At 39.3% G+C, this 25,297-nt stretch carries 21 protein-coding genes and 1 other annotated feature; of the genes, 4 read left to right on the top strand and 17 right to left on the bottom strand.

The genetic code is table 11. The features are described 5' to 3' along the window. Positions 1 to 62: 62 nt before the first annotated feature. From PQ460_RS04920 to PQ460_RS04875, 10 genes are all read right to left on the bottom strand, one after another. The gene (locus tag PQ460_RS04920; RefSeq protein WP_273613516.1) at positions 63 to 815 is read right to left on the bottom strand and encodes a Cof-type HAD-IIB family hydrolase; all 753 of its coding nucleotides are present in this window, start codon (positions 813 to 815) and stop codon (positions 63 to 65) included. A 287-nt stretch (positions 816 to 1,102) separates the two neighbouring features. Further along, the gene (locus tag PQ460_RS04915) at positions 1,103 to 1,993 is read right to left on the bottom strand and encodes a metal ABC transporter permease (protein WP_274171925.1); all 891 of its coding nucleotides are present in this window, start codon (positions 1,991 to 1,993) and stop codon (positions 1,103 to 1,105) included. After that, entirely contained in the window at positions 1,986 to 2,903 is a 918-nt protein-coding gene (locus tag PQ460_RS04910) for a metal ABC transporter permease (protein ID WP_274171924.1), read from the bottom strand. Before PQ460_RS04910 ends, PQ460_RS04915 begins: the two co-directional genes overlap by 8 nt. A gap of 122 nt (positions 2,904 to 3,025) precedes the next feature. Further along, complete coding sequence (locus PQ460_RS04905; protein ID WP_274171923.1) at positions 3,026 to 3,829, bottom strand: metal ABC transporter ATP-binding protein; 804 nt, start codon at positions 3,827 to 3,829, stop codon at positions 3,026 to 3,028. A gap of 50 nt (positions 3,830 to 3,879) precedes the next feature. Further along, positions 3,880 to 4,911, bottom strand: coding sequence for a metal ABC transporter solute-binding protein, Zn/Mn family (locus PQ460_RS04900; protein ID WP_274171922.1), 1,032 nt, complete (start codon positions 4,909 to 4,911; stop codon positions 3,880 to 3,882). A gap of 209 nt (positions 4,912 to 5,120) precedes the next feature. Next, positions 5,121 to 7,166, bottom strand: a complete 2,046-nt coding sequence (locus PQ460_RS04895; protein ID WP_274171921.1) for a peptidoglycan D,D-transpeptidase FtsI family protein — start codon at positions 7,164 to 7,166, stop codon at positions 5,121 to 5,123. A gap of 33 nt (positions 7,167 to 7,199) precedes the next feature. Beyond that, entirely contained in the window at positions 7,200 to 9,206 is a 2,007-nt protein-coding gene (locus PQ460_RS04890) for a peptidoglycan D,D-transpeptidase FtsI family protein (RefSeq protein ID WP_274171920.1), read from the bottom strand. 167 nt (positions 9,207 to 9,373) lie between these two features. Beyond that, a complete protein-coding gene (locus tag PQ460_RS04885) occupies positions 9,374 to 11,395 on the bottom strand; it encodes a peptidoglycan D,D-transpeptidase FtsI family protein (RefSeq protein ID WP_274171919.1) in 2,022 nt (673 codons plus the stop codon). A 132-nt stretch (positions 11,396 to 11,527) separates the two neighbouring features. Further along, the gene (locus PQ460_RS04880) at positions 11,528 to 12,682 is read right to left on the bottom strand and encodes a transglutaminase domain-containing protein (protein WP_274171918.1); all 1,155 of its coding nucleotides are present in this window, start codon (positions 12,680 to 12,682) and stop codon (positions 11,528 to 11,530) included. Between the two features lie 30 nt (positions 12,683 to 12,712). Continuing rightward, a complete protein-coding gene (locus tag PQ460_RS04875; protein WP_273613525.1) occupies positions 12,713 to 13,171 on the bottom strand; it encodes an ATPase in 459 nt (152 codons plus the stop codon). A gap of 181 nt (positions 13,172 to 13,352) precedes the next feature. Between PQ460_RS04875 and PQ460_RS04870 the strand changes: the two genes are divergently transcribed. Then, positions 13,353 to 13,688, top strand: coding sequence for a toprim domain-containing protein (locus PQ460_RS04870; RefSeq protein WP_273613526.1), 336 nt, complete (start codon positions 13,353 to 13,355; stop codon positions 13,686 to 13,688). A gap of 64 nt (positions 13,689 to 13,752) precedes the next feature. Here PQ460_RS04870 and cyoE read toward each other — a convergent pair whose 3' ends face one another. Beyond that, on the bottom strand, positions 13,753 to 14,694 hold the full coding sequence (gene cyoE, locus PQ460_RS04865) for a heme o synthase (protein WP_274171917.1): 942 nt from the start codon (positions 14,692 to 14,694) through the stop codon (positions 13,753 to 13,755). Positions 14,695 to 15,254: 560 nt separating this feature from the next. Here cyoE and PQ460_RS04860 point away from each other — a divergent pair. Then, positions 15,255 to 16,250 (top strand): metal-dependent hydrolase, encoded by a 996-nt coding sequence (locus PQ460_RS04860; RefSeq protein WP_274171916.1) that lies wholly within the window; start codon positions 15,255 to 15,257, stop codon positions 16,248 to 16,250. A gap of 128 nt (positions 16,251 to 16,378) precedes the next feature. On the opposite strand, the gene PQ460_RS04855 is transcribed toward PQ460_RS04860, so the two are convergent. The 3 genes from PQ460_RS04855 to PQ460_RS04845 all read right to left on the bottom strand — a co-directional run bounded on the left by PQ460_RS04855 (position 16,379) and on the right by PQ460_RS04845 (position 19,420). After that, complete coding sequence (locus PQ460_RS04855) at positions 16,379 to 17,329, bottom strand: ABC transporter substrate-binding protein (protein WP_443147206.1); 951 nt, start codon at positions 17,327 to 17,329, stop codon at positions 16,379 to 16,381. Positions 17,330 to 17,396: 67 nt separating this feature from the next. Then, positions 17,397 to 18,422 (bottom strand): FecCD family ABC transporter permease, encoded by a 1,026-nt coding sequence (locus tag PQ460_RS04850; protein ID WP_274171914.1) that lies wholly within the window; start codon positions 18,420 to 18,422, stop codon positions 17,397 to 17,399. Between the two features lie 2 nt (positions 18,423 to 18,424). Next, positions 18,425 to 19,420 (bottom strand): FecCD family ABC transporter permease, encoded by a 996-nt coding sequence (locus tag PQ460_RS04845; RefSeq protein WP_274171913.1) that lies wholly within the window; start codon positions 19,418 to 19,420, stop codon positions 18,425 to 18,427. 309 nt (positions 19,421 to 19,729) lie between these two features. On the opposite strand from PQ460_RS04845, the gene PQ460_RS04840 reads away from it, so the two are divergent. Continuing rightward, the gene (locus tag PQ460_RS04840; RefSeq protein ID WP_204826848.1) at positions 19,730 to 19,915 is read left to right on the top strand and encodes a hypothetical protein; all 186 of its coding nucleotides are present in this window, start codon (positions 19,730 to 19,732) and stop codon (positions 19,913 to 19,915) included. A gap of 23 nt (positions 19,916 to 19,938) precedes the next feature. Here PQ460_RS04840 and trpS read toward each other — a convergent pair whose 3' ends face one another. Further along, positions 19,939 to 20,928: a tryptophan--tRNA ligase gene (gene trpS, locus PQ460_RS04835; protein WP_204826849.1), complete on the bottom strand. Its 990-nt coding sequence runs from the start codon at positions 20,926 to 20,928 to the stop codon at positions 19,939 to 19,941. A gap of 45 nt (positions 20,929 to 20,973) precedes the next feature. Then, positions 20,974 to 21,248, bottom strand: a binding site (T-box leader). 103 nt (positions 21,249 to 21,351) lie between these two features. Here trpS and PQ460_RS04830 point away from each other — a divergent pair. Then, complete coding sequence (locus PQ460_RS04830; protein WP_273613532.1) at positions 21,352 to 22,332, top strand: aldose 1-epimerase; 981 nt, start codon at positions 21,352 to 21,354, stop codon at positions 22,330 to 22,332. A 310-nt stretch (positions 22,333 to 22,642) separates the two neighbouring features. Here PQ460_RS04830 and PQ460_RS04825 read toward each other — a convergent pair whose 3' ends face one another. After that, positions 22,643 to 23,050 carry an O-methyltransferase gene (locus PQ460_RS04825; protein WP_204826851.1) on the bottom strand — a complete coding sequence of 136 codons (408 nt, stop codon included), beginning with the start codon at positions 23,048 to 23,050 and terminating at the stop codon, positions 22,643 to 22,645. A 317-nt stretch (positions 23,051 to 23,367) separates the two neighbouring features. Beyond that, positions 23,368 to 25,173, bottom strand: coding sequence for a M3 family oligoendopeptidase (locus PQ460_RS04820; protein WP_274171912.1), 1,806 nt, complete (start codon positions 25,171 to 25,173; stop codon positions 23,368 to 23,370). Positions 25,174 to 25,297: the final 124 nt, after the last annotated feature.

Genomic DNA, 25,297 nt, shown 5'->3' with positions numbered 1-25,297 from the left:
CCTCCCAGTAATCTTTCTATACATATATACTCGAAGAAAGCGTAAAGCGTTGCACAATTTTTTTAGACAAGGATATAATCGCGAATGACTTCGACAATACCATCATCATTATTAGAACCTACGACTAGATCGGCTGATTCTTTTACAGGTTCTTGTGCATTACCCATCGCTACGCCTAGACCTACCGCTTGAATAACCGCTAGATCGTTCAAGCTATCCCCTACAGCAACCACTTCTGACATATCAATATTCAGCAATTGGCATACTTCGTTAATACCTGCTGCTTTGTTAATACCTAGTGGATTGATCTCCAGGTTATGTGGAGAAGAGTTGGAAATCTCAAGTCCGCCCATATCTTGTAACGCCATCAGAATCTGGTAACGAAGTTCATCGTTTTCCGTATTATAGCCGAATTTGAGCCATTCAATACTTGTAAGATCTGTCCCTGGTTCTAACCAGTTATCTCGATTGTGCAGTCCATTTACGGTATAAGCCCAGAACCATACATCTTTTTCAATAGCCAGTTCATACATTTGGCGAATCAAATCAGGATCGACCAGTGTACGTCGGTGTAGCTCATGAGGTGCTTTCCAGACCTCACTACCGTTTACTGTTACCATTGGAGTATCTAAGCCTAATTGCTCGGCATACGGCATAGCACTATGCGCTGCGCGTCCTGTAGATAGACACACATGGATACCTTCATCCATCGCTTTATTAATCCATTTAATCGTTTCGAGTGTAATCTCGTGATTATCATTTAATAATGTTCCATCCATATCTAAAGCTAATAACTTATATTTACGTGTTGTCATCTTGTCGTACCGTCCCTTTCTTTGTTCCTATTTCTATGATGATGTGTATGCCATCTACTGGAGTCAGTCAGTTATCATAGGGTATATCAGGCTCATTTTAACATAGATATTACAGCGGTCACAAAAGCTTTTGTAAATTACATGTGAAAAATAATCAAAACACCCTGCAATATTACAGGATGTTTTGCAAATGGTTTACATTCAGGTGTAGACCTATTATATTGCTTCACTTTCTATATACATAAAATTATTGGAAAGCATAGTTCTACATTGTTCTTATACAATTCTTATTCAGCGATAGCTGCTCCGTTAGAACGTCGTTGACGTAAGCGGCGAAGCAATATGCCATGCTTAGGAGAAAATACAAACGCAAATCCGAACAATATACCTGCTACCGTAACAATACTTCCTGCAATCGAAGCATTCAGCACATATGCTGTATAATAACCAATAATAGAGCTAACGACTCCTGTAAGTACGCTATACATCAACATTCTGCCCAGACGATCTGTAAGCAAATAAGCGGTAGAAGCAGGAATAATCAACATACCGACAACCAGTATCGCTCCTACACTTTCAAAAGAAGCCACAGAAGTCATCGATACCATCCCCATTAATAAATAATGGAATAACATCACTGGAATCCCACAAGCCACAGCCATCGCAGGATCAAATGCTGAAATTTTGAATTGTTTATAGAATAAAGCAAGTAACAATAAAATAATCAACAACGCTGACCCTAACATCCAGACCGAACGTGGTCCCATATCTATCCCGTTGGCTGTCCATGTATCCCATTGTACATAAGCAATTTCGCCGAACAATACACAATCGAGATCCAGATCAATATTGCGAGCATTCAGACTGATAATAATAACACCGATCGCGAATAGCGCTGTAAAAATAATACCGATCGACGCATCGGATTGTATGCCTGAATTTTGCAACCATTGAATCAGAAATACAGCAAGCAATCCAAGAGCAGTCGCACCGATCATCATCGCTAACGAATCTCGTGTTCCACTGAGTAGAAAAGCGATCGCAATGCCGGGCAATACTGCGTGACTAATCGCATCACCGATCAATGCCATTTTACGCAAAATAAGAAAACAACCTAGCAGTCCACACGCCGCTGACATCAGACAAGCTGTTAATATGATCCAAAAATCACTACTCATGGCTGATTCCTCCTTGACGATGCCATTGGTCTTTGGTCTGCTTACGTGACCAGAGCTTGGCTAACCATCCACGACGCGGAGCACCTAATGCCGAGATCGCAAAAAATACAGTAGCAGCAAGTACAGTCACCGGACCTGTAGGCAATTGAGATACCATGCCACTCCACAGCGTTCCGATCAGACCACTAAGAGCTCCGAATATACCTGATAGTATGACCATAATATGCAGACGATCTGTCCAAAAGCGTGCAGCAATTGCAGGTGTAATTAATAAGGCAGACATCAAGACTACACCGACCGCTTGAATCCCTGCGACTACGATAATAACGGTTAAAAGCAATAATAATTGTTCCAAAAAAGCGACCGGCAATCCCATTCCTCGTGCAAATCCGGGATCGAAACTGATCAATTTAAATAGTCTAAATAACGCAATGCAGATCACAATCATCAATATACTGATTCCTGCAAGAACATACACATCACTTTGCATCATGGATGCTGCTTGTCCGAATAAGTACTTGTCCAGTCCGCTTTGCCCTCCATCTCCGCTATGTTGAATATGAGTTAGTAACAACACTCCTACTCCGAAAAAGAAAGATAAAATAATGCCCATTGCTGCATCTTGCTTGATACGTGAATATTGTGTGATCCAGCGAATACCGAATGTAGCAATGACACCAGCAACTAATGCACCGATAAAAAAGCCACCTGTCGATTTCACACCACTTAACATAAAAGCAATACAAATACCGGGTAATGCCGCATGAGCCAGCGCATCTCCAATCAAGCTTTGTTTGCGTAAAACCATAAAGGAACCAATCACTCCACTACTTAACCCTAACAAGATACAACCTACAATAATCCAGCGTACATTCGGATCAAGTATCAAAGCTCCTATCGTGTTGAACATACGTCCTCTTCACCCCCGATGCTTATCGTTAGACTCTCTTTATCCATCTGATTTTGTTAAATGAATTACATCATATTGGTAAAGTCAGCTATTCTTTATTCAGCACTTGATTGAATATGCAGTTACTTACCTGCAAGCACAATGCCTTCTTTACCTTGTAACACTGCCATTTTGCCACCGTATGTCTGCTGTAGCATGTCAGCATTAAATATATCTTTCACTGCACCTGCACCAATCAAAGTACGATTCAGTAACAATACATCATCAAAATAGGATTCTACTGTCGATAGATCATGGTGGACAACAAGAACTGTTTTACCTTCTGCTTTGAGTTGTTCTAGCAATGAGATAATCGCTTTCTCTGTTGTAGCATCGACTCCGGCAAACGGCTCGTCCATCAAATACAATTGAGCTTGTTGCGCTAAAGCTCTAGCTAAAAAAATACGTTGTTGTTGTCCACCAGACAATTGGCTAATCTGTCGTTGTGCATAATCTGCCATTCCTACTTTGCGCAGACATTCCATTGCTGTTTCGCGTTCAGTTTTGCCAGGGCGACGGAACCAACCTAATCGTCCATATGTGCCCATCAATACAACATCCAAAGCATTTGTAGGAAAATCCCAATCTACCGATTCACGTTGTGGCACATAGCCGATTTTTTTACGGTTTTGTTGATATGTTTTGCCGTATACTTTGACATCACCTGCGATTGAAGGAACTAATCCTAATGATGCTTTTAGTAATGTCGATTTGCCGGCTCCATTGGGACCAATCAGACCAATAAGCCGTCCCGGTGCTAACGAAAATGATACGTCCTCTACAACTGGCTTTTTATGATAAGCTACTGTAAGCCCTGAGACCTGAAGAGGTAACGATTGAGAATCATTGTCTGTTACACGAATATTGGTAAAAGCAGAACTTGTCATACATAAACCTCCTTGTGTAATAAAGTGTTTGAATGTGTTAATTATTTATATTATTTGAGCGCTTCTACAATCGTATCTGTATTGTGGCGTACCATTCCGATATAAGTTCCTTCTTCTGTACCTGCCTCGCCCATCGCATCAGAGAATAACTCTCCTCCAATTTGGACGGTATGCCCCATCGATCTAGCACCTGCAATAATAGCTTCCATTGATCTAGAAGGCACACTAGACTCTACAAATACCGCTTTGATCCCACGTTCTACCAATTCATTACGTAGATCGCTTACGTCTTTAGAGCCGTATTCTGCGGCTGTACTGATGCCTTGTAATCCTTTTACTTCGATATTGTAAGCATCTCCGTAATATCCGAAAGCATCATGAGCAGTAATTAATACTCGACCAGATTCTGGAATACTGGCTATTTTGGTCTGTACTTCTTGATGCAAAGTATTCAATGCTGCTAAGTATTGAGTGGCATTCTGACGGTAATCCGCTTCATGTGCAGGATCAGCTTCAATCAGTGCGGCTTCTATCGTCTGTGTGACATTCATCCACAGGCTTACATCGAACCAGATATGTGGATCATATTCGGTTGCTCCATCTTCACTGTATCGTAGCTGTGTAGGATCGATATTTTCAGCTACAGCAACCACATGACGAGATTTACTCATTTTCTCCATAATCTTGGTCATGCTACCTTCTAAATGTAATCCGTTATACAACACCAGATCAGCATCATCTAATTTACGAATATCCCCTTGCGAAGCTTTGTACATATGAGGATCGACACCAGGACCCATTAATCCTGTTACAGTCACATGTTCTCCACCTACTTCACGAGCCGCATCAGCAATCATCCCTGTTGTTGCTGTAATTCGTAATTTTCCTCCTTCTTCAAAAGAAGGTGAATCATCAACAGCTCCCTGAATCGTGGTACATCCACTGAGAATCAATACAATTACAGCGATACTTATTCCGTATAAAATGCGTTGATATAACGGAGAGGATAATCCTGATTTGCGATGGCGCTTATGAATTAAATACGCTTGCGCCCATGATGATTTGGAACGATGAACTGACATATATGATCCTCCTATCATTTCAAAATACTCAATGACTATCTACCAATAATCTAAACGCCAAATCTTACATTGAAGCAATTATTTTTCTTATATGACTATATTTTTATATTAGGAAATAATGTTTCCCTTGTGCAAATTTTAAAGTAGAGCGCAAAAAAAAGCAAGAGGCTATTTTGCCCCTTGCTGGATTCATCATAAAGACCTATTATTTAACGAATTAGCGAATCTATTTCTCCACTTGCCTCTACAATCGGTTTCTTTTTAGGAATACCGTCTAATCCATATTGTTGATCATATGCTTCAAAAATCTGACGTGCAATAGGAGCTGCTCCCTGAGCACCATAACCACCTTCAGGAACAACAACTGCCACTGCTAACTTCGGATTTTGTGCAGGCGCATAAGCGATAAAAACCGCATTTTCAATCGTTTTACCTGTAGCCATCCGTTGTTGCGAAGTTCCTGTTTTGCGACGATAATCATAAGGAAATCCTTTGAACGCATCCACTTCACTTTGCATTCCTGATTGAACCGCATCCCAATACTGAGAAGGCAAATCTACTTTGTTAAGCACTTCTTTTTTGAATTTTTTTGTTACTTTCCCATCTGCATTTCGAATCTCATTCACAAATTGTGGTTTCAACCGTTCTCCACGATTCGCTAACATCGCTGTATATTGAGCTAACTGTAAAGTAGTATATTTCCCTTGCTGTCCAAAAGAAGCATAGGCTAGCGCAGATTGAGCACTACCAGATTCCATCTCATGTATATATTCTTTGTATCCTATATATTCTGCGGCAAGTCCACTTTCAGTAGATACACCTAATCCAAATTGCTCCATATATTTATCCCATACTTCTACACCTGGTTTACCTTCATATTTCTGATATAGTCGTTTACCAACCATATCCACCATAAATGTATTGGATGAATGAGATATAGCACCAATCGGACTTAATGTTCCATAAGCTCGGCTACTTGCATTACGTACTTTAGTGCCATATCCTTCTTTTCCTAATGTGGTAATACCATGATCATTATAACGATCTCCAAGTGTGAATAACTGTTCATTTAAACCAATTAACACAGATAAAGGCTTCATCGTCGACCCTAGTAAAACAACCGAAGAAGGATGATCGCCACCACCTGGACGATTGACAGATCGAATAGCACCATTCATATAGTAAGGCTCTATATTTTTCCATTCACTTTCAGTACGTGTATCTTTACTCCAAATATTACTATCATAATCAGGCATACTTGCCATAGTAACCACTTTACCTGTATCTATTTCCATGGCTACTGCATATCCTGTTACAGCATTAGGAGCACTAACTCCGCGTGTGCCTGAATAACGTATTTTGGCTGTATGCTCTGTAATCGCTTTTTCAGTAGCGACTTGTATCTCTTTATTGATTGTTAATACCAGATCAGACCCTTTAACAGGTGGAATCAGCTCTGTCGGTCCAGAAGCCATATTTTTGGGATTGATTGGCACTCTGCGATAACCACTTTTTCCTCTGAGTTCATCTTGATATAACAGTTCCAATCCGTCAAAACCTACATTTTCGATAGCCGAATATTTCATGGCAGGATCTTCACTTGAATTACGCTGAATATTTTTGTATTTATTTCTACTCATTGAGGAGACAAATGGTCGCAAATACCCTACAGTCTGGACAGCCACTGTATCTGTATCATAGTGCCTAATGTTTTCTTCTACAATTTCGATCCCTTTAAATTCATTTCTACGTTCTAGAAAATAAGCAATTTCTTTATTGGATAATCCTGTTTTGATACGTCTTGGAGTATATCCATTTGCTTTGGCATATGTAGTATCCATAGCTTTAAAAATATCAACTGTTGTTAATGCTTTGGTGTTAGGATCACCATATTGATCAAATATTTTTTGTAGCTTTCTAGCTAACTGCTTCGCTTCTTGTGTACGATCTGATCGATTATAATCTTTGTCTAATGTTAAATATAATGATTGTGTTGGTTCCGAGTACGCAATAGGTTGCATACTTGAATCATAAATGGTTCCGCGTGTTGGTAAAAGAGGAACTTCTTTCACAATATCTCCTTCAGCAACTTTACGTAATTCAGGGCCTTCTACAAATTGAATAATAGCTAATCTGACCACAATAATTGAAAATACAATAAACGTTATAAAGAAAAAGATATTAAGCCGAATCGCAAACTGTTTCCGATTTTTGTCCTGCTCATTTTCATGAGCAGGACTTTTATTAAAATTCATAGATATCCACCTTTTGTAAATGTATTAATCTGTTTATTCTGTTGTCGTTTCTTCTGTAACAGCTTTACCTTTAGGTACTCCATCTAATCCATAGTATTGATCATACGCATCGAAGATTTTTTTAGCGACTGGAGCTGCACTTCGAGAACCAAATCCACCTTCTGGAATCATAACCGCAATCGCCAACTTCGGATTGTTACGAGGAGCAAAAGCAATAAATACTCCGTTATCGACTAATTTGCCATAAATCGATTGCTGCGATGTACCTGTTTTACGAGCCACATCATAACGATAATTTTCAAATACAGGAACTTTACTTCGCATCCCTTGAATAACGGTATTCCAGTATTCATCCGGGAAGTTTACGGTATTTAATACTTCTGGTTGAATTTTTTTGACTACATTACCCTCGGCATCTGTAATTTTACTTACAAATTGAGGTTTGAGACGTTTACCACGATTCGCAAGTGTTGTGGCATATTGCGCTAATTGCAATGTTGTATAACGTCCTTGCTGTCCAAAAGAAGCATACGCCATTGCTGCTTGTGTACTACCAGCAGCTTCAATATTCATATACTCTCCACGACCTTCATTCTCATAAGGAAGTCCACTTCCCGTAGTCACACCTAGTCCAAATTCTTTCATATATTTATCCCAAACGTTGACTGATTTCGCACCATGTTTGTTGTACATACGCTTACCAACCATATCGACCATAAAAGCATTAGAAGATTTTTGGATAGCAGTGGTAGGTGTTAAATAATTAAGAACCTCTCCCAATGCATTACGTACACGAGTCTCATGACCTGCTTTACCAAACTCTGCATATCCACGATCTGAGTAACCAGCATAAGGTGTAAATAGTCCTTCTTCCATTCCAATTAATACACTTAACGGTTTGATAACAGAACCCATCAAGACCATCGATGAAGCTCCTTTGCCACGGTATACTTCTCGAATTGTCCCGTTGGCAGAGCGAGATAGAATTTCATTGATCTGGTCTTGGCTAGGGGCATTTCCCCAGATATTTGAATCATAATCTGGCATACTCGCTATAGCGACAACATTCCCTGTTTCCACTTCCATTGCTACTGCATATCCTGTTTGGGCATTAGGTGCATACGCATTCCCACTACTATATGAATGTAAATACGCAAGTTGATCTGTGATCGCCTGCTGAGCAACTAATTGTAGGTTTTTATCAATGGTCATCCATAGATTATTACCTTTAACTGGTGGTGTTAAAGTAGCACGTCCATTTACACGATTGAGTGCATTGATTGGTGTTTTTTTCACACCATTGGTTCCGCGAAGTTCATCTTGATACGTATACTCAAGACCATCTACACCTACTAATTCAGTATCTATATAACGAGAACCTTCATCTGTTAATCGAGCACGATTTTTATATTTATTCATTGAAGTTTTTACACCATAAAATGCTTTAAGATAACCTACGGTCTGTACAGCTAATTGATCTTTACTGTATTCACGTACACTTTCTTCCCTTACTTCTATCCCTTGAAATTGATCTTTGTGTTCCAGAAAATAAGCGATCTCACTATTGCTCAAATCTTTTTTAATTCGGCGTGGAGTGAAGCCATAGTTTTTAATATATTTAATATCCATCTCTTTTTCGATTTCTGCGGCTGTCATTTTGCGATCAGGATCACCGTATTTATTAAATACACGCTTGAGATCACCAATAATTTGGTACAACTCTGGCTTGTTTTTAGCCAAACGATAATCTTTGCTTAGTGTAAAATATAATGATTGCATCGAAAGAGAATAAGCAACTTTGGTTCCTGTCGCATCGTAAATATTACCACGCGTAGGTACAATTGGGGTGATATCGTTTGCAACATATGCTTCTTTTTCTTTCAATGTTGGGCCTTCTACAAATTGTAAAATAGCCAGACGTACAATAAGTACACTAAAAATAACAAATACAGAGAAAAAGAATATATTCAAACGCACCGAAAACTGCTTACGATGACTGACTTCAAGATCCTCTGATGATTGATCATTCCACTTTTTCATTCGGGTTGTTGAACCTCCTATGTATTTCGTTCCATATAATGTTGTTCTTTCTTCATTTTAACATATGTTAACGAGATGTAGACTACAAAAAGATAACAAAAAAGCGAGTTCCTCTTTAGAAGGAACCCGCTACTCTACAATTTAGATCAATTACGCTAATTTACTATTTAATTAGTACTACTATCTGTTGCTTGATCGGTTGTTTTGGCTTCTGATACTTTTTTCGGAATACCATCTAATCCGTATTCTTGATCATAGGCATCAAAGATTTTGCGAGCTACTGGAGCTGCACTTTGTGCACCAAATCCACCTTCAGGAATTACAACAGCAACTGCCAACTTCGGATTATCTCGTGGAGCATAAGCGATAAATACACCGTTGTCCACTAAATGACCATATACTGATTGCTGCGATGTACCTGTTTTACGAGCATAGTCATAAGGGAAACCATCAAATCCAGATACTTTACTCTTCATTCCAGACTTAATTGTCGACCAGTAAGAATCCGGGAAATCGATTTGGTTAACCACTTGTGCTTTTGTTTTCTGTACAATATTACCTTCTGAATCGGTAATTTTGCTTACCAATTGAGGTTTAAGACGTGTGCCTTTATTCGCTAATGTTGCTACATATTGCGCTAATTGCAGTGTAGTATACTTCCCTTGTTGTCCAAATGAAGCATATGCCATTGCTGCTTGCGCACTACCAGCAGCTTTAAGATTCATATATTCGCCTGAGCCATCACTTTCATAAGGAAGTCCACTTTTCGTAGAAACACCCAGACCAAATTCTTTCATATATTTATCCCATACATTAATAGATTTGCCACCGTATGTGGTATACAGCTTTTTACCCACCATATCGACCATAAATGCATTCGATGAATGTTCGATTGCAGTAGAAGGAGTCAAATAACCGTAGACGTGATTGCTAGAATTACGTACTTTGGTTTCGTATCCTGCTTTACCAAACTGAGCAAATCCAATATCTTGATAACCACTATAAGGTGTGAATAATCCTTCTTTCAATCCTATCAGAACGCTTAACGGCTTAATAACTGAACCCATCAACACCATTGAAGAAGCATGTCCTTCGCGATACACTTCACGAATCGCTCCGTTAGCATAATAATGCTGAATATCTTTATATTTGTCGTCCGTCATACTTTCCCATACATTGGAATCATAATCAGGCATACTTGCCATAGCGACTATATTTCCGGTATCCACTTCCATCGCTACTGCATATCCTGTTTGGGCATTAGGCGCGTAAGAGGAACCACTGCGATAAGAGTGAAGGAACGACAATTGATCGGTAATCGCTTGTTGCGTTGTTTTTTGTACATTTTTATCAATGGTCATCCACACGTTATTGCCTTTTTCAGGGGCAGTCAGTTCAGTACGACCACTTGCAATATTCATCGCATTAACAGGCGTTGTTTTGAGACCATTTTTACCACGTAGATCATCTTGATACGCATATTCTATACCATCTACACCGACAAATTCGGTATCGAGATATTTTTCTTGAGGATCTTCTAATCTCGCTTTGTTTTTATAATGATCCATCGTATTACGAACACCGGCAAAAGAAGACAAGTAACCTACTGTCTGCACAGCGACACGATCGGTATCATAATGTCGAACACTTTCCTCTACAATCTCAATTCCCGGGAATTGATCTTTATGTTCAAGGAAATAAGCGATCTCTTCATTAGTTAAATCTTTTTTGATCCGACGCGGCGTATAACCGAAGTTTTTGCGATACGTAATATCCATCGCTTCGATGATCTGATCTGCGGTCATCGTTTCATCTTTATTACCGTATTGATTGAATACCTTTTTGAGCTTACTCACAATGCCATATAATTCGTCTTTATTTTTTGCTAAAGAATAGTTTTTTTCCAAAGTAAAATATAAAGACTGTGACGACGTAGAATAAGCAATTTTTTCACCGGATGCATCCATAATATTGCCACGGATCGGTGGAATAGGCGTACTTTTACTCGAAATACTTGCTTCTTTTTCTTTCAACGTTGGACCTTCTACGAACTGCAATACCGCCAGACGAACAATTAAGACACTAAAAATGATAAAAGTCGCAAAGAAAAACACATTCAGTCGAATTGAAAACTGACGTTGGTTTTTCAACTCGCGCTTTGACGGATCATCCATACCCGATTTATTCATGTTGTAACATTTCCCTTTCTCTTACGGCACTACATGATGCCTGTCATTCTGTACATCAACTATAAAACGAGGCGACATTTGAACTTTTTTTATCATACCATAGACAACCTGCTATTGAATATTTTCGCTCTTTTACAACACACTTTGCTCAATATGAGTCTCTGCGAATTTGGGCGGATTAAACCAATCGCCTGCGGAAGCCCATGTTGGATCAAGAGGAACCCATTGTGTTGAATCCGGTAAATACACTTGATTCCACGCATGAGGACCATAACCGCCTTGTCCATTATAACCAAGACCTGTAACCACTCTTACATCAATTCCCTGAGAACGTGCCATTACAGCATACAACCGAGCATAATCGATACATACCCCTTTACGAGTAGCAAATGTTTCTTCAGGATTTTGTTCATGCCAGATTCCACGTTGCTCATAATTTTCGACTTTACTATAATCATAAGTCACCCGTGAACCTACCCATTCATATAACAAACGCGCTTTGCTTTCTGTGCTTGTTCCTTTGGCTACAATCGCTGCTGCCGCATCTTCAATATCAGACGGAATGCTACGATCAACGACATCATATTTGCGTTGAAAAATACCAGTTAGCTCTTTCTCCACTGCACTGGTAAACACAGGTAATGTATCAGCTACAAAAGAACCGGTTAACGGCTTAATCACAGTGGATACACTTTGCCGATACAACGCAGAACCTTCTACGTATGAAGTTACAGTTGTACTTGGATAAAGACTGACCACGATAAATAAAATCAAAATAACCATAATAGATCGAACTGCTCCGTTAAGCAGTCCTATACCTCCACCTGCTAAACGATTCAGCCATGAAGAACGCTTAGGTTCTCCACCCATAGAGCCGCGGCTCCATTTTTCCGGTAAAAGCAAGACGGCTAGCAATGAAAAAGCGATACTGGCTACTACATAACTCAAAACAAATAACACAATAAAACGTAACAACGAAAATTCAGAGATTAAATAAATCGCTGAGTAATACATTTCACGCCACCATTCCAATTGACCTTCCGGTGTCACAGAAGATACGCTTTGCGCCCAAGACTGCACATAAGGAGAAGCCCACAACGCAAAAGGAGCAGCTAACACAAGTGCTAACACGGTTAACAATGTACGTCCAGCCCATGAGAGCAATCGCCCTGCTGAACGTACTGCACCATGACGTATTCCTTGAATAATAGAGAATACTATAATGACATATATTAAAACCGATACTGGACTGCTATCGAAAAACGTGGACAATTCATTCATCGTCATACAGGTCCCCCTACATTTTGATCATGCTATTTAAGAAGGGTTACCTGATGTGCCAGCGTTCGATTTGGCTTCTTCTATAAAAGATTTCATCGTTCCCTTCACATCCCATTCACCCAAAGACACCCCGCGGAAAGTAACACTTACTGTGTTTTTGCCTGGTGTTCCTAATACTTCAAGATTGGTGGTGCGAATCGTATACGTACCATCTTGATTTTTTTCAAATTTGGCATCAGCGGCTTCTTTTTTCATCACTTCTGTTGCTTCTTGCTGTAAGGCTGAAAGGGTCTGCTCGGTTACACCGGAAACTGTATCTTTAATTTGATCCATAGAAATCCCACTATATATGAACAAAGCAACAGCAATAATAATCACGATCAACCATTTAATTACCGTTTTGACCAGATTAATCACTAGAAATAGTATAATTAAGGCAACCAGAATGATTAGCCAATTTTGTTTAAAAAACTCGCTCCACACTTGCCAATCCATAGCTTCAACCTCCAACTTTCATTTTTCATGATGAATGCATTTGTGTAATAATACATACCCTACTCTATAACCTTTGTTCATTATACAAGATGTATAGATGATATGTCAGCAAACGCTCTAGATCACTTTATTTCGTAAGCTATCTTTTGATATATTACAATAATTGGAAGGATGTGATACGATGCATATTATTGTCGAAGGCAAAAATGATCGCAGTCGCTTACGTCGCTTATTGAAAGAAGAAGTACACATAGAATGTACATTTGGAACACTCAATGCCTTAAAATTAGAAAAGCTACGCAAACAAATCGGACATGATGAAGTGTACTTATTTATGGACAATGATCCTGCTGGCAAAAAAATTCGTGGTGTATTGCGTGATACGTTTCCCGATGCTATTCATATGTACACAAGACGTGGTTATGCTGGTGTTGAAGGCACCCCTGATGAATATCTTGTTGCTCAATTAGAAAAAGCGGGCTTGGAAGAGTATATTATTTACCCCATCATATATTAAAAGAACACCACATAGAGTTGTCTCTCCTGTGGTGTTCTTTTTTTATCATTGTAGAGGTAGAAGCTTATCCTTTATGAACCGTATCGATAATCATCATAATAAAACTAATCGTCAGATAGTTAATCGAAAAAATAAACGCCGTTTTCGCCCACTTGTCATTGTCTTGTTTTCTAAATCCGGCTACTGCCATCCCGAACCACAATACAGACAACACCAGCGATACGATCATAAAAATAATACCTGTATAGTTGTACATATACATCAAAATAGGAATAGGAATTAACAAAGCAATATACGGAAGCATTTGATACTTTGTGCGTTGGATTCCTTTAACGACTGGCAAAAGAGGGTAACCTGCTGCTCGATATTCTTCTACACGGCGAATGCCGAGTGCCCAAAAGTGTGGTGGTTGCCATAAGAATAACATAGCAAATAATAACCACGCGCCTAGATCCACATGATTGGTAACTGCTACATATCCAATAACCGGTGGCATCGCTCCTGATATCCCGCCAAGTGACGTACTCCATGTAGATGAGCGTTTTAACCACAGTGTATAGATGATCACATAGACAAACATCCCAAGCACACCAAATGCCGCTGCAAGCAGACCTGAAAATAATGTTAGTACCGCTAATCCGAGTATACCTAATATGATGGCATACCAGAGTACAATATAAGGTGAGATACGACGTGTTGCTAGTACACGATCTTGTGTGCGTATCATTTTGGTATCCAGCTCACGATCAAAATAATTGTTAAACACACATGAAGAGGCCATCACCAACATCGTACCTAGCAATGTCCATAACAAATGGATGTAATCTACATTCCAACCAGAAGCGAGCCAAAATCCACCGAAGGTCGCAATCAGATTCGATCTCAAAATCCCTGGCTTGGCAAGCGTCACAAAATCTCTCCAAGTCACCGGTTGATCTGAAGGCGAAGGTTCGGTAGAGGATGTTGTGGAATCCGAAGAAGCCTGATAACTGATTTGTTTATCCACGCTGATAAGTTCCTCCCTAGCGCTTAACTCTATAAGCGCAATATCTTGTAGTACCTTTAACATCATTTTTGCAAAGCATACAATCTTTCTTTAAAATAGGGTCACATGCCCTGCCGAATACACCATAGGTACTATTCACTTTATCATACCTATTATAAAAAGTCTTTTGGATTCATCGTTGTCATATCGCCGTTTATGACAATTTATTGACAGACTGTGTCATGGTTAAAAGATTCATCTTTTTGCAATTGGTTTATCATAATCTGAACAGGCAATTATTACGTATATCATGTAAAATAGCTATAATCCATTTGCTAATGTTGCCGATATCAATAAAGTATAGAGCTTTTTTATCACATCAGAAGATGTCGCGCTTTTATTGCCAAGCGCTTATCGTAAGATATTTTGTTACACAAAAATCATTTTTTATTACATCAGAAGATGTCGCGCTTTTATTGCCAAGCGCTTATCGTAAGATATTTTGTTACACAAAAATCATTTTTTATTACATCAGAAGATGTCGCGCTTTTACTGCCAAGCGCTAAAGGAGAGAAATTGCAATGGATACTGCCACCCATTTTGCTATGGGATTTGGACTTGCTGGACTTGCTTATGTGGATCCTGTGGTCGCTTCTGATCCAAGATTGGCTATTGCTGTAATGGTAGCTACGATTGTAGGTTCACAAGCACCGGATTTTGATACGATTTTGAGATTTAAAGATAACGCAACCTATATACGCAATCACAGAGGAATGTCACACTCTCTTCCTTTTATGGCGTTATGGATATTGTTGATTGGTGTAGGTACATCGCTGTTGATTCATCCAGCCGGCATATGGCATGTGCTGTTATGGACAGCTATTGCTGTGATGGTGCATGTGTTTACCGATCTATTTAATACGTATGGGACACAAGCGGTCAGACCGTTTAGCGATAAGTGGATATCATGGAATATTATTAACATTTTTGATCCGTTTATCTTCAGTACTCATATTCTTGCTTTATTATTGTGGATTACAGGTCTAGTCGCACCTGCTCCATTATTTATTACCCTTTATGTAGTGATTGCACTCTATTATGTATGGCGTACTGTAACTCATTTTGTTCTGACGAAAAAAGTAGAAGAATTGGATATCGAAAACGGTCGTTCTCCTGAACCTGATGGACATTATGTATTGATTCCAACAATTTCACTGCGTCGTTGGCATGTTGTTCATGCTAAAAAAGATGGCAGTTATCGAATGGGATGGTACAGTCCAGATCGGTTAATCTGGGCAGACTATATTGAATCTATGGATCATCCGGCGATTGAAGCTTCTCGCAAACATCGCGATATTCGTGCATTGCTTTATTTTTCATCGTACACCGTCTCAGAAGTAGAAGAGACATCTACCGGTTATATTGTTCGTTGGGCAGATGTTCGTTATCGCCATCGTCGTCAATATCCTTTCGTAGGTGTAGTGGTGATGGATCACAATTACAATGCGATTGATTCTTATGTAGGTTGGTTAAGCCCTGACAAAATGAATGATCGCTTAGGTCTACATGTAGGCTAACTTCTATAACTAAATGATACAAATACAAAAGAACCTCTAATCTATCTAGATATACAGCAGTAATGCTGAATATGACTAGACTCTGATTAGAGGTTCTTTGTTTATTGTTTATTCATTATAGCTTCAATTTATTTACTAAATAATTGCTCTGCATCTTCCAAAGCCATTTGTTGTCCTAAAGAAGAATAATCAAGCCACTTTTGTCCATCCAATACATATACGTGTTTATTTTTAACAGCTTTAAGGTTAAGCCATAACGGATTTTTTTCCAATTCGTCAAAATTCGTTTGTGCATCATTTCCTTTGCTAATAATAACGAAGATCGCATCTGCATCAAAATCAGGCAACACTTCTTTGGAAATGACTTCATATGGCTCGTCTTTTGAAAATTGATCTAATCCATTTGCCATCTTCAGCTTCAAATCTTCAAACATAATCGGCCCTAGCGGACGCGCTGTACTCATCACACGTAATTCTTTAGGTGTCATTCGAATCGCCATTACTTTAGCGTCTGCTCCTAATTTGGTATGAATCAATGTGCTGACTTGTGTTGCTTTGGTATCGTATTGTGCAATAAATGTATCGGCTTCTTTTTCAAGCCCTACATGTGTTGATATTTCTTTAAGCTGATCTTGCCATGTTCCTTGATCCATATCGATCACAATCGTAGGTGCAATTTGCTCAAATTTAGCAATATCTTTACCGGAGTATTCTTTATCGATATAGATAACATCTGGTTGCAGAGCAAGCAATGCTTCCATATCAGGATCAGTCACAACTCCTAATTTGGTTGTTCCTTTGAGACGATCTGCTACATGTGGTAAAAAGTCTTTAACATCGCCACCGATAACAGAACCAGCCGGTTGGATACCTAATGCCAGCAAATTATTTGTAATATGGATCGACATAGAAGCAATTTTAGCTTTGGCATCATGTATGATAACCCCATTTTCTTCTTTGACCATACTGGAAGAAGATTCAGAAGCAGATGAAGACGTTGTTGAAGCTGCTGGTTGTCCACATGCTGATAACAAGATCATAATGGCTATAAAGACACTGGTTACTAAACTATTTTTGATATTCATACGGTATTTCCTCCAAGATGTGTATTCAGTCATTAATGGTTAAGGTAGTACTTTTTTTTCATTAGACTGTTTTCTTAAATAAAATGTAAATAAAATAAGGTCCACCAATTAATGCTACAACTACGCCTGCCGGTACAAAATTCGGTTGGAAAATGGAGCGTCCGATCGTATCAGCACTTAGCATAATAATCATTCCGATCATCGCGGCTACAGGTATCATATATTGATGGCGAGCGCCTACTAATTGTCTTGCAATATGTGGAGCAATTAAGCCGATAAATCCAATTGAACCTACCATAGACACACTGGCACAAGCTAATCCGACAGCTAATAATAGCAACACCAATCGGCTTTTCGTAGTGGAGTTACCTAGACTTGTCGTAATCTCATCTCCCAGTACAAACATATCTAGCGTTCTGGAACGTAGATATACCCAGGGAACCAAAATGATGATCCATGGAAGTAAAGACCATACATGAATCCAATCTCGCCCCCATACACTTCCAGCTAACCATGTTGCTGCAAAAGCATATGTATCTGGATCTAATTTCAAAGACAGCAACAAAGTAATTGCACTAATCCCTGCTGCCACAGCGATCCCTACAAGAATTAAACGAATAGGAAGCAATCCTCGCTGTCTGTCATACGATAACATAAAGATGATACAAGCAATCAATACACCACCGCCAAAGGTAAATAAAGGAATCAGCAAAGCGATAGAACCTTCCATCGTTCGAAAAAAGGAAACAAAAATGATCAATCCAAATCCTGCTCCAGCATTAATTCCTAATATACCCGGATCAGCAAGTGAATTACGAGATACCCCTTGTAGAACAGCTCCGGCAACCCCCAGACCCATTCCTGCTAAAATAGTAATTACTATGCGAGGTAGTCGATACTGAAACATAATAAGATTTTCAATCTTAGAACCTTGCCCTAACCATGTCCACATCACACGTAGTGGCGATAATCGGATCGAGCCTGTATTAAGACTGATCAATACGATCATCATAGCTACAACGACCATAATGATCATCATCCAGAGTGCCCGGCGTTGTTTGCGATCCTGCAACTGTTGAATATCCATCGTTATAATCCCCTTCCTTCTTTACGTGCTAAATAAAGAAAGAATGGCACCCCAACTAGCGCGACCATAGCACCAATCGCAAATTCTTGCGGTGGACTAACCATTCGTGAAGCAAAGTCAGCCCATACTAATAAAATAGCGCCTAACAATGCAGAGAACGGAATGACTACCCGGTAATCAACACCGATCCAGCGTCTGGCGATATGAGGAATAACCAATCCTACAAAACTGATTGAACCTGCAACTGCTACAGAAGCACCAGCTAATATTACCGCTGCTATCATTGCCAATACTTTTACCGATTTTGTACGAATGCCTAGATTCACAGCCGTCTCATCACCTAAAGCTAGAAAACTAATCGAACGCCCCATAGTGATACTCCAGATGATAATCACGATCACAATAGGGATCAATAAATGAAGATGTTCCCATGTCACACCTGATACACCACCTGCATACCAGAAAGCCAGATCTTGACTTAAGCCAAAATAAAGTGCAATCCCTGTACTTAATGAATGTAACATCGCTGCAATCACAGCCCCGGCAACCGTTAATTTCAAAGAATTTAGACCACCTGGAGTAAATGATGCTAACACTACAATGAGTAAGGTAGTGAGTGCTGCGCCTACAAACGATAACAACATCAGATACGAATAAGCTAATTGAGGTAAAAAGGCAAAACATAATGCTACGACAAAAGCCGCTCCAGCATTCACACCAAGTATGCCTGTGTCTGCCATAGGATTACGGGTTACCCCTTGCATCAAAGCACCGGCAACAGCAAATGCCATACCTGTAAAAACAGCCCCCAACACGCGTGGTAATCGAATATCATATACAATTTGATGTGCAGTCACTGTAGAATCGTAATGAAATACCGCATCCCAGACAGTCGCGATCGGTAATGATTTGGCTCCATAAGAAACAGCCATAAATATCGATAACACTAAAATAATCAGTGCAACAAGAAACAAGCCACTCACTTGTATACTTTTCATTTTATTCATAGTTGTATCTGTAAAAACCTCCTATACCTATCGATCATCTCTATTCAGGCGGTAACACTTTCTTATTTCAACACAATTGAGAATAATAATCAATTAGAATTTAAAAAAGCCTGTACATCGATATTTCTACCGAAAGTACAGGCTTTTACAGGTATTACTTTATCTGTCTATTCAAATATATTGAATTTCATTTCAGAATGAGACTTGACCCTTATAGTCTGCTCAGGCACAATAGAAAGTAGTTATTATTCAAGCATGTGTCCGCATGATCGGACCATATCATTCAGGAGGCTATCCATCATGAGTAAAGGTCTTTCGCTGTGGTTTGCCGTCTCTTCTATTGTATTGTTAATGTTTTGTGCAATCGCTATCTCTTATTCTGCATGGTTAGCCATATTGCTAGGTGTCGTGGCTATCGGTAATATCGGTTGGGGATTTGTAACCAAAGCCAAACGTCAACGTCAAGCAGGAACACCTACTGTCTAGCATATAGCTGTCTTTATTGTAAATTAACGTTGAGCAGGTAAAAAGCCCATCCGTTCTTTTACAGCTATCAATGTTTTCTCCGCTACGGCTTGTGCATTTTCAGCACCCTGGCGGAGAACTTGATGAACTTCTCCAGATTCACGAATATCGCGATAACGTTGTTGCAACGGTTCTAGACCTGCAACGACAACCTCTGCTAATTCTTTTTTAAATCCACCGTACATTTGTCCTTCATATTTAGCTGTTATTTCATCCAAACTAAGCCCTGAAAATTGAGAGTAAATACTCATCAAATTACTGATCTCCGGCTTGTTTTGCGGATCATACATCACTTCTCGTCCTGAATCTGTAGTAGCGCGACTTAACTTTTTGCGAATCACATCAGGTGGATCAAGTAATGCGATAAAGCTACCTACATTCGGATTACTTTTACTCATTTTTTTCGTACCATCATCCAATGACATAATACGTGCGCCTACTTTTGGAATAAACGGTTCTGGCACTGTAAAATAGTCTCCAAAACGATGATTAAATCTTCCTGCTAGATCGCGTGTTAATTCCAAATGTTGTTTCTGATCGTCACCTACAGGAACCAGATCGGCATTGTATAACAAAATATCTGCCGCCATTAATGCCGGGTATACAAATAATCCTGCACCTACCGAATCTTTACCTTCGGATTTATCTTTGAACTGAGTCATCCGTTCCAACTCGCCCATCGCTGCAAGTGTGGTCATAATCCATCCCAGTTCTGCGTGTTGAGGAACATGTGATTGTAAGAAAATATTTGCTTTTACCGGATCAAGCCCTGCTGCTAAGTATAATGCTGCTACTGATTCTGAAGCTTCGCGTAATGCTGCTGGTTCTTGAGCGACTGTAATCGCGTGCAGATCTACTACCATAAAGTAACTATTATAATCTTCTTGTAATGCAACAAAGTTTTTCATTGCACCGATATAGTTACCAATAGTTAACAAACCACTTGGTTGAATACCTGATAATACCGTTTTCATGTATTGTTCCTCCTTATTTTAGAAAACAAAAAAAGCCCACATCCTGCAAGGGACGTGTGACCGTGGTGCCACCCTTATTCATCAAAATAATACAGTCGTATATGGATATACTCTATAAGCATTATTTTAATCTTGAATGTGTTCAGATAACGGCGAACCACCGACCTACCTACTACAGACCCATCCTCATGTTATCTCAGATGTCTGGTTCAGCACAGCACTCCAGAGTCCATTCGGCAAAAGTTCTCCGCTGATTCGCATCATCCATCAGCTTTCTGAAGAAGCTCTTTTTGCGTACTACTCTCTGTCATCGTATTCTTAGATCTCATCATAATTGGCAAATGTGACATTGTCAAATCCCAATTTCGCTCAAAATCTGTTATCATGGATGTATATTTCGATGCAGAAAGAGGGAGCAGCGCCATGAAAGTAACCAAAGGAACATGGAACGGTTATGACACGTATATTTTGAAAAGTCAGCAGTTAGAAGTTACATTGCTGCCAAGACTCGGTAACAATGTAATCGGCATTCGCGACTTGCAAGAAAATCGTGAGATTTTGCGCCGCCCGGAAGAAAGTGATCTTGATTTTTATTTGCAAAAACCGTATCACTTTGGCATGCCTATGCTGATGCCACCTGGACGAATCCGTCGTGGACATTTCGAATATAGTGGAACAACGTATCAATTTGATCAAAATACAGCCAACGACAATCATATTCATGGATTGCACCGTACCCAGGCATGGCGTGTATCCGATATTGATGAGAATGATGAAGGTTGCACGATTACAACTGAATTATTAACAGCAGACGATCCGAACTGGATGCGTCAATATCCGATTCCACTTCGTTTAGAGATGACATTACAATTACAAGGTACTTCACTCATGCAACGTATGAAAATAACCAATTTGGGTGATACATCTGCTCCATTTGGATTCGGTCTACATACGTGGTTCTTATTAGATGGTGAACCACAGCGTTGGACATTAAAGATTCCAGTTAGCGACCAGTTGTTGCAAGATGCCGAACAGATTCCTACGGGCGAAGTAGCACCTTTGGATGAATGGGAAGAATTAAATACAGGTATGAATATGGCAAATCGGAACTGGGATAATTTACTTCGAATCGGTGATAAGCGACCGGTCAGTGCAGAATTAACCCGTGATGATGGTTATGGTATTCGTTATTCTGCTGATCCTGATTATTTCAAATATTGGGTACTGTATACCAAAGGCGAAAGTGATCAGTATCTATGTATTGAGCCTTATACTACATTGCCAGATGCAGCCAATTCTACACATTCGCAAGACTTCACAGGCTTAATTGATGTTGCTCCTGAACAGCCTGTTGAATTTAGTCTTCAGATTGATGTGATTGAAAAGTACACTCAACTGAAATAAAAGTAAGCTACTGCGATGAGATGAATAATTTTACAAATCTCTATCATAACCAACATAACGAAAAAACGTGCAGATTACTTATCGCTAGATAAGTATCTACACGCCTAGGTGACTCTTATCGGAGTCATCTTTTTTCGTGTTGCTATTATATTGCTATTCCTTCTTATAAAGATTCATCGAATATATAGTGACGTGCAGATTCACGTCGTACTTCTGTAGAGTTCTATAACATATATAAGGTATGAGTGCAGTAAACATGATGATCTAAATAAAGCTCGGAATATCTTGCTGTAAGCTTGCTTCGTCGATATTAGGACAACTCTGATTGTACTTCGCTGTATGTAGCTCTTGGATAGCGAATCATGTGGTTAGCCATATTGTAGTTAGATTCAATCGTAGTATCGACCGCAATCATTCCTTTACGAATAGCAAATTCGTAACTGATTTCCCCATGCGTCCAATGATTTTTGAATTTTAGCGATTCAATTGCCATTTGTCGAAACGATTTGATCTGAATACTGCTTAACCCTTCTTCTGGCCCGTTCCACTCCCCATTTCTTCCTGCGATTGGGTTGTGTTTAATACCGAATTTACCAACGGTGTTGTTACGGATCTGGATAAATACAGTACCCGAATCCAAATTGGTCAATTCATTTTCAAGCTCCTTGAACACGATGTCGAGTTGTCTCGCTAGAGAAACTAGATCGTTCTTAGGCATTTTTTCCCCTTCCTCTCTCTAAAACACTTGTTAATGTAGGACTTCTGACTCATTATAGTGCCAATTTAAAGTCTGATCAATACTATTTTTAACAATTAGGTACTTTTTACTACTATTCGACAAAAATCGATTATTATTCCTATATTTACCTACGATTTTATTCACTATTTAACGGAATAATTGGATTTTACTAGGTTGATATGATTTAAATAAAAAAAGATATTCACTGCATTCTTTTCGATCAAGAACACAACGTGAATATCTTTTTTTATTTATTTTATGCTTATTATTGATTATATCTATGCTAGTCTAGCAGATTACTTGTTGACCTGTTCAGCAGTCATATTCATAAATAATTCGACATCAGCAATACTTACATTCATCGCATTTTGCCAGAAGTCCGGTTGAGTCAGATCTACACCTAAATGTTTTTGTGCTAACTCTTCTACGCTCATACGTCCTGTGTCTTGCAATAGTGCATCATATTTCGCAGCAAAGCTTGCTCCTTCTTGCTGAGCTAGTGCATAGATCCCTGTACTGAACATATATCCAAATGTATACGGATAATTGTAGAATGGTACCCCTGTAATATAAAAATGAAGCTTGGATGCCCAGAAATGTGGATGATACGAAGACAATGTATCACAATAGGCTTCACGTTGTGCTTCTTCCATTAAGCGATTAATTTCATCTGTACTTACTGTACCATTACGACGTTGCTCGTAAAAACGTGTCTCAAATAAGAAACGTGAATGAATATTCATAAAGAATGCGATACTACGTTGAATTTTATCTTCTAACAAAGACAATTTTTCCTCTTCATTTTGAGCTTGTTTTACTAGAGAATCAGCTACGATCATTTCAGCAAATGTAGAAGCTGTCTCGGCAACATTCATCGCATATCCCTGGCTAAATGCAGGCAGATCATTCATCACATGTTGATGATATCCATGTCCTAGCTCATGCGCTAACGTCGACACATTGGATGCTGTGCCACTGTAAGTCATAAAGATACGTGTTTCTTTACTTAATGGTAAAGACGTGCAGAACCCGCCTGGACGCTTGCCAGCACGATCTTCAGCTTCGATCCAGCGTTGATTAAAAGCATGTTCTGCAAAATCAGCCATTTCAGGATTGAATTTGCGGAATTGATCAACAATAATTTTGGCAGCATCATCATAATCGACATGACTATCTACCGTACTGATTGGTGCATCTACATCATTCCAGCTTAACTGATCGACACCAAGAATTTGCGCTTTGCGTTTTAGATAATCGACAAACACCGGTTTATTTTGCACAATTACATTCCACATTGCCGATAACGTTTGGTCAGACATCCGGTTAATCGCTAGCGGTTCTTTTAACACTTGTTCCCAACCACGACGTTCATATAATTTCAAGCGGAAGCCGGCAAGATGATTAAGCGTATCGGCGCAATAATCTTCGGCATTGCCCCATGCTTCTTCCCATTTGCGGAACATCTCTTCGCGTACTTCACGATTGGTATCATTCATTTTATTAGCCGCTTGACCTGCGGATAACATCACTGTTTTGCCATCTTGTTCAAACGGAATCTGGATATGACTTACAATCGTATCATATAATTTACTCCAACCATGATAACCATCCACACCAAGATCTAACGCCAATCCTTCCAGTTCTGGAGCCATTTTCTCACGTGCTAGTGAACGATTCTCTGTCAGATAAAAAGAAATCGGTGCAATCTCAGGACGACTGACCCATTGCTGGAAGACATCATCTGCTGTTGCAGCTAGTAAGCTATGAAAACGGACAAATACGCCTTGCAGATTAGCGGACATCGTAGAGATTGATGATCCAAGACGATTTGCTTCTTTATCTGTTTGATCTTGAGCTGTTAGACAACCGACAAAAGAAGAGGCTTCACGTAGACGAATACGTGTAGCTTGTAGTTGATCTAACAATCCATCATATTGTTCAGTCTCTGTAACATTTTGAGGTGCTGTCATCGACTCTAATTGCTGATATAATGCTTGAATATCTTGAGATAATGTTTGCAAAAAAGTCTGCAATTGTTCTGAACTGGAACCTCCAGCAAAAATCGTTTCTAAATTCCATGTAGGTTGAATAGGATGGTTCATCATAGCACACCTTTCTGTATCTGCCTGTAAATAGACATATGTTGGAATGATTGATCATTTTGCTTGTAGCTACAAGTATGCCGATTATTGGCTACAATTTCAAATCTATGTATAAATCATAACA

It is taken from the genome of Paenibacillus sp. KACC 21273 (genome assembly GCF_028736095.1).
Taxonomy (GTDB): Bacteria; Bacillota; Bacilli; order Paenibacillales; family Paenibacillaceae; genus Saccharibacillus; species Saccharibacillus kyungheensis.
The sequence above is the reverse complement of the archived record's forward strand: the minus strand, read 5'-3'. Positions and strand labels throughout refer to the sequence as shown.

Excerpts from the sequence above, each read along its gene's own strand:
- PQ460_RS04920 (WP_273613516.1), bottom strand. The coding sequence starts at position 815 with ATGACAACACGTAAATATAAGTTATTAGCTTTAGATATGGATGGAACA.
- PQ460_RS04915 (WP_274171925.1), bottom strand. The coding sequence starts at position 1,993 with ATGAGTAGTGATTTTTGGATCATATTAACAGCTTGTCTGATGTCAGCG.
- PQ460_RS04910 (WP_274171924.1), bottom strand. The coding sequence starts at position 2,903 with ATGTTCAACACGATAGGAGCTTTGATACTTGATCCGAATGTACGCTGG.
- PQ460_RS04905 (WP_274171923.1), bottom strand. The coding sequence starts at position 3,829 with ATGACAAGTTCTGCTTTTACCAATATTCGTGTAACAGACAATGATTCT.
- PQ460_RS04900 (WP_274171922.1), bottom strand. The coding sequence starts at position 4,911 with ATGTCAGTTCATCGTTCCAAATCATCATGGGCGCAAGCGTATTTAATT.
- PQ460_RS04895 (WP_274171921.1), bottom strand. The coding sequence starts at position 7,166 with ATGAATTTTAATAAAAGTCCTGCTCATGAAAATGAGCAGGACAAAAAT.
- PQ460_RS04890 (WP_274171920.1), bottom strand. The coding sequence starts at position 9,206 with ATGAAAAAGTGGAATGATCAATCATCAGAGGATCTTGAAGTCAGTCAT.
- PQ460_RS04885 (WP_274171919.1), bottom strand. The coding sequence starts at position 11,395 with ATGAATAAATCGGGTATGGATGATCCGTCAAAGCGCGAGTTGAAAAAC.
- PQ460_RS04880 (WP_274171918.1), bottom strand. The coding sequence starts at position 12,682 with ATGACGATGAATGAATTGTCCACGTTTTTCGATAGCAGTCCAGTATCG.
- PQ460_RS04875 (WP_273613525.1), bottom strand. The coding sequence starts at position 13,171 with ATGGATTGGCAAGTGTGGAGCGAGTTTTTTAAACAAAATTGGCTAATC.
- PQ460_RS04870 (WP_273613526.1), top strand. The coding sequence starts at position 13,353 with ATGCATATTATTGTCGAAGGCAAAAATGATCGCAGTCGCTTACGTCGC.
- PQ460_RS04860 (WP_274171916.1), top strand. The coding sequence starts at position 15,255 with ATGGATACTGCCACCCATTTTGCTATGGGATTTGGACTTGCTGGACTT.
- PQ460_RS04850 (WP_274171914.1), bottom strand. The coding sequence starts at position 18,422 with ATGGATATTCAACAGTTGCAGGATCGCAAACAACGCCGGGCACTCTGG.
- PQ460_RS04845 (WP_274171913.1), bottom strand. The coding sequence starts at position 19,420 with ATGAAAAGTATACAAGTGAGTGGCTTGTTTCTTGTTGCACTGATTATT.
- PQ460_RS04840 (WP_204826848.1), top strand. The coding sequence starts at position 19,730 with ATGAGTAAAGGTCTTTCGCTGTGGTTTGCCGTCTCTTCTATTGTATTG.
- trpS (WP_204826849.1), bottom strand. The coding sequence starts at position 20,928 with ATGAAAACGGTATTATCAGGTATTCAACCAAGTGGTTTGTTAACTATT.
- PQ460_RS04830 (WP_273613532.1), top strand. The coding sequence starts at position 21,352 with ATGAAAGTAACCAAAGGAACATGGAACGGTTATGACACGTATATTTTG.
- PQ460_RS04825 (WP_204826851.1), bottom strand. The coding sequence starts at position 23,050 with ATGCCTAAGAACGATCTAGTTTCTCTAGCGAGACAACTCGACATCGTG.
- PQ460_RS04820 (WP_274171912.1), bottom strand. The coding sequence starts at position 25,173 with ATGAACCATCCTATTCAACCTACATGGAATTTAGAAACGATTTTTGCT.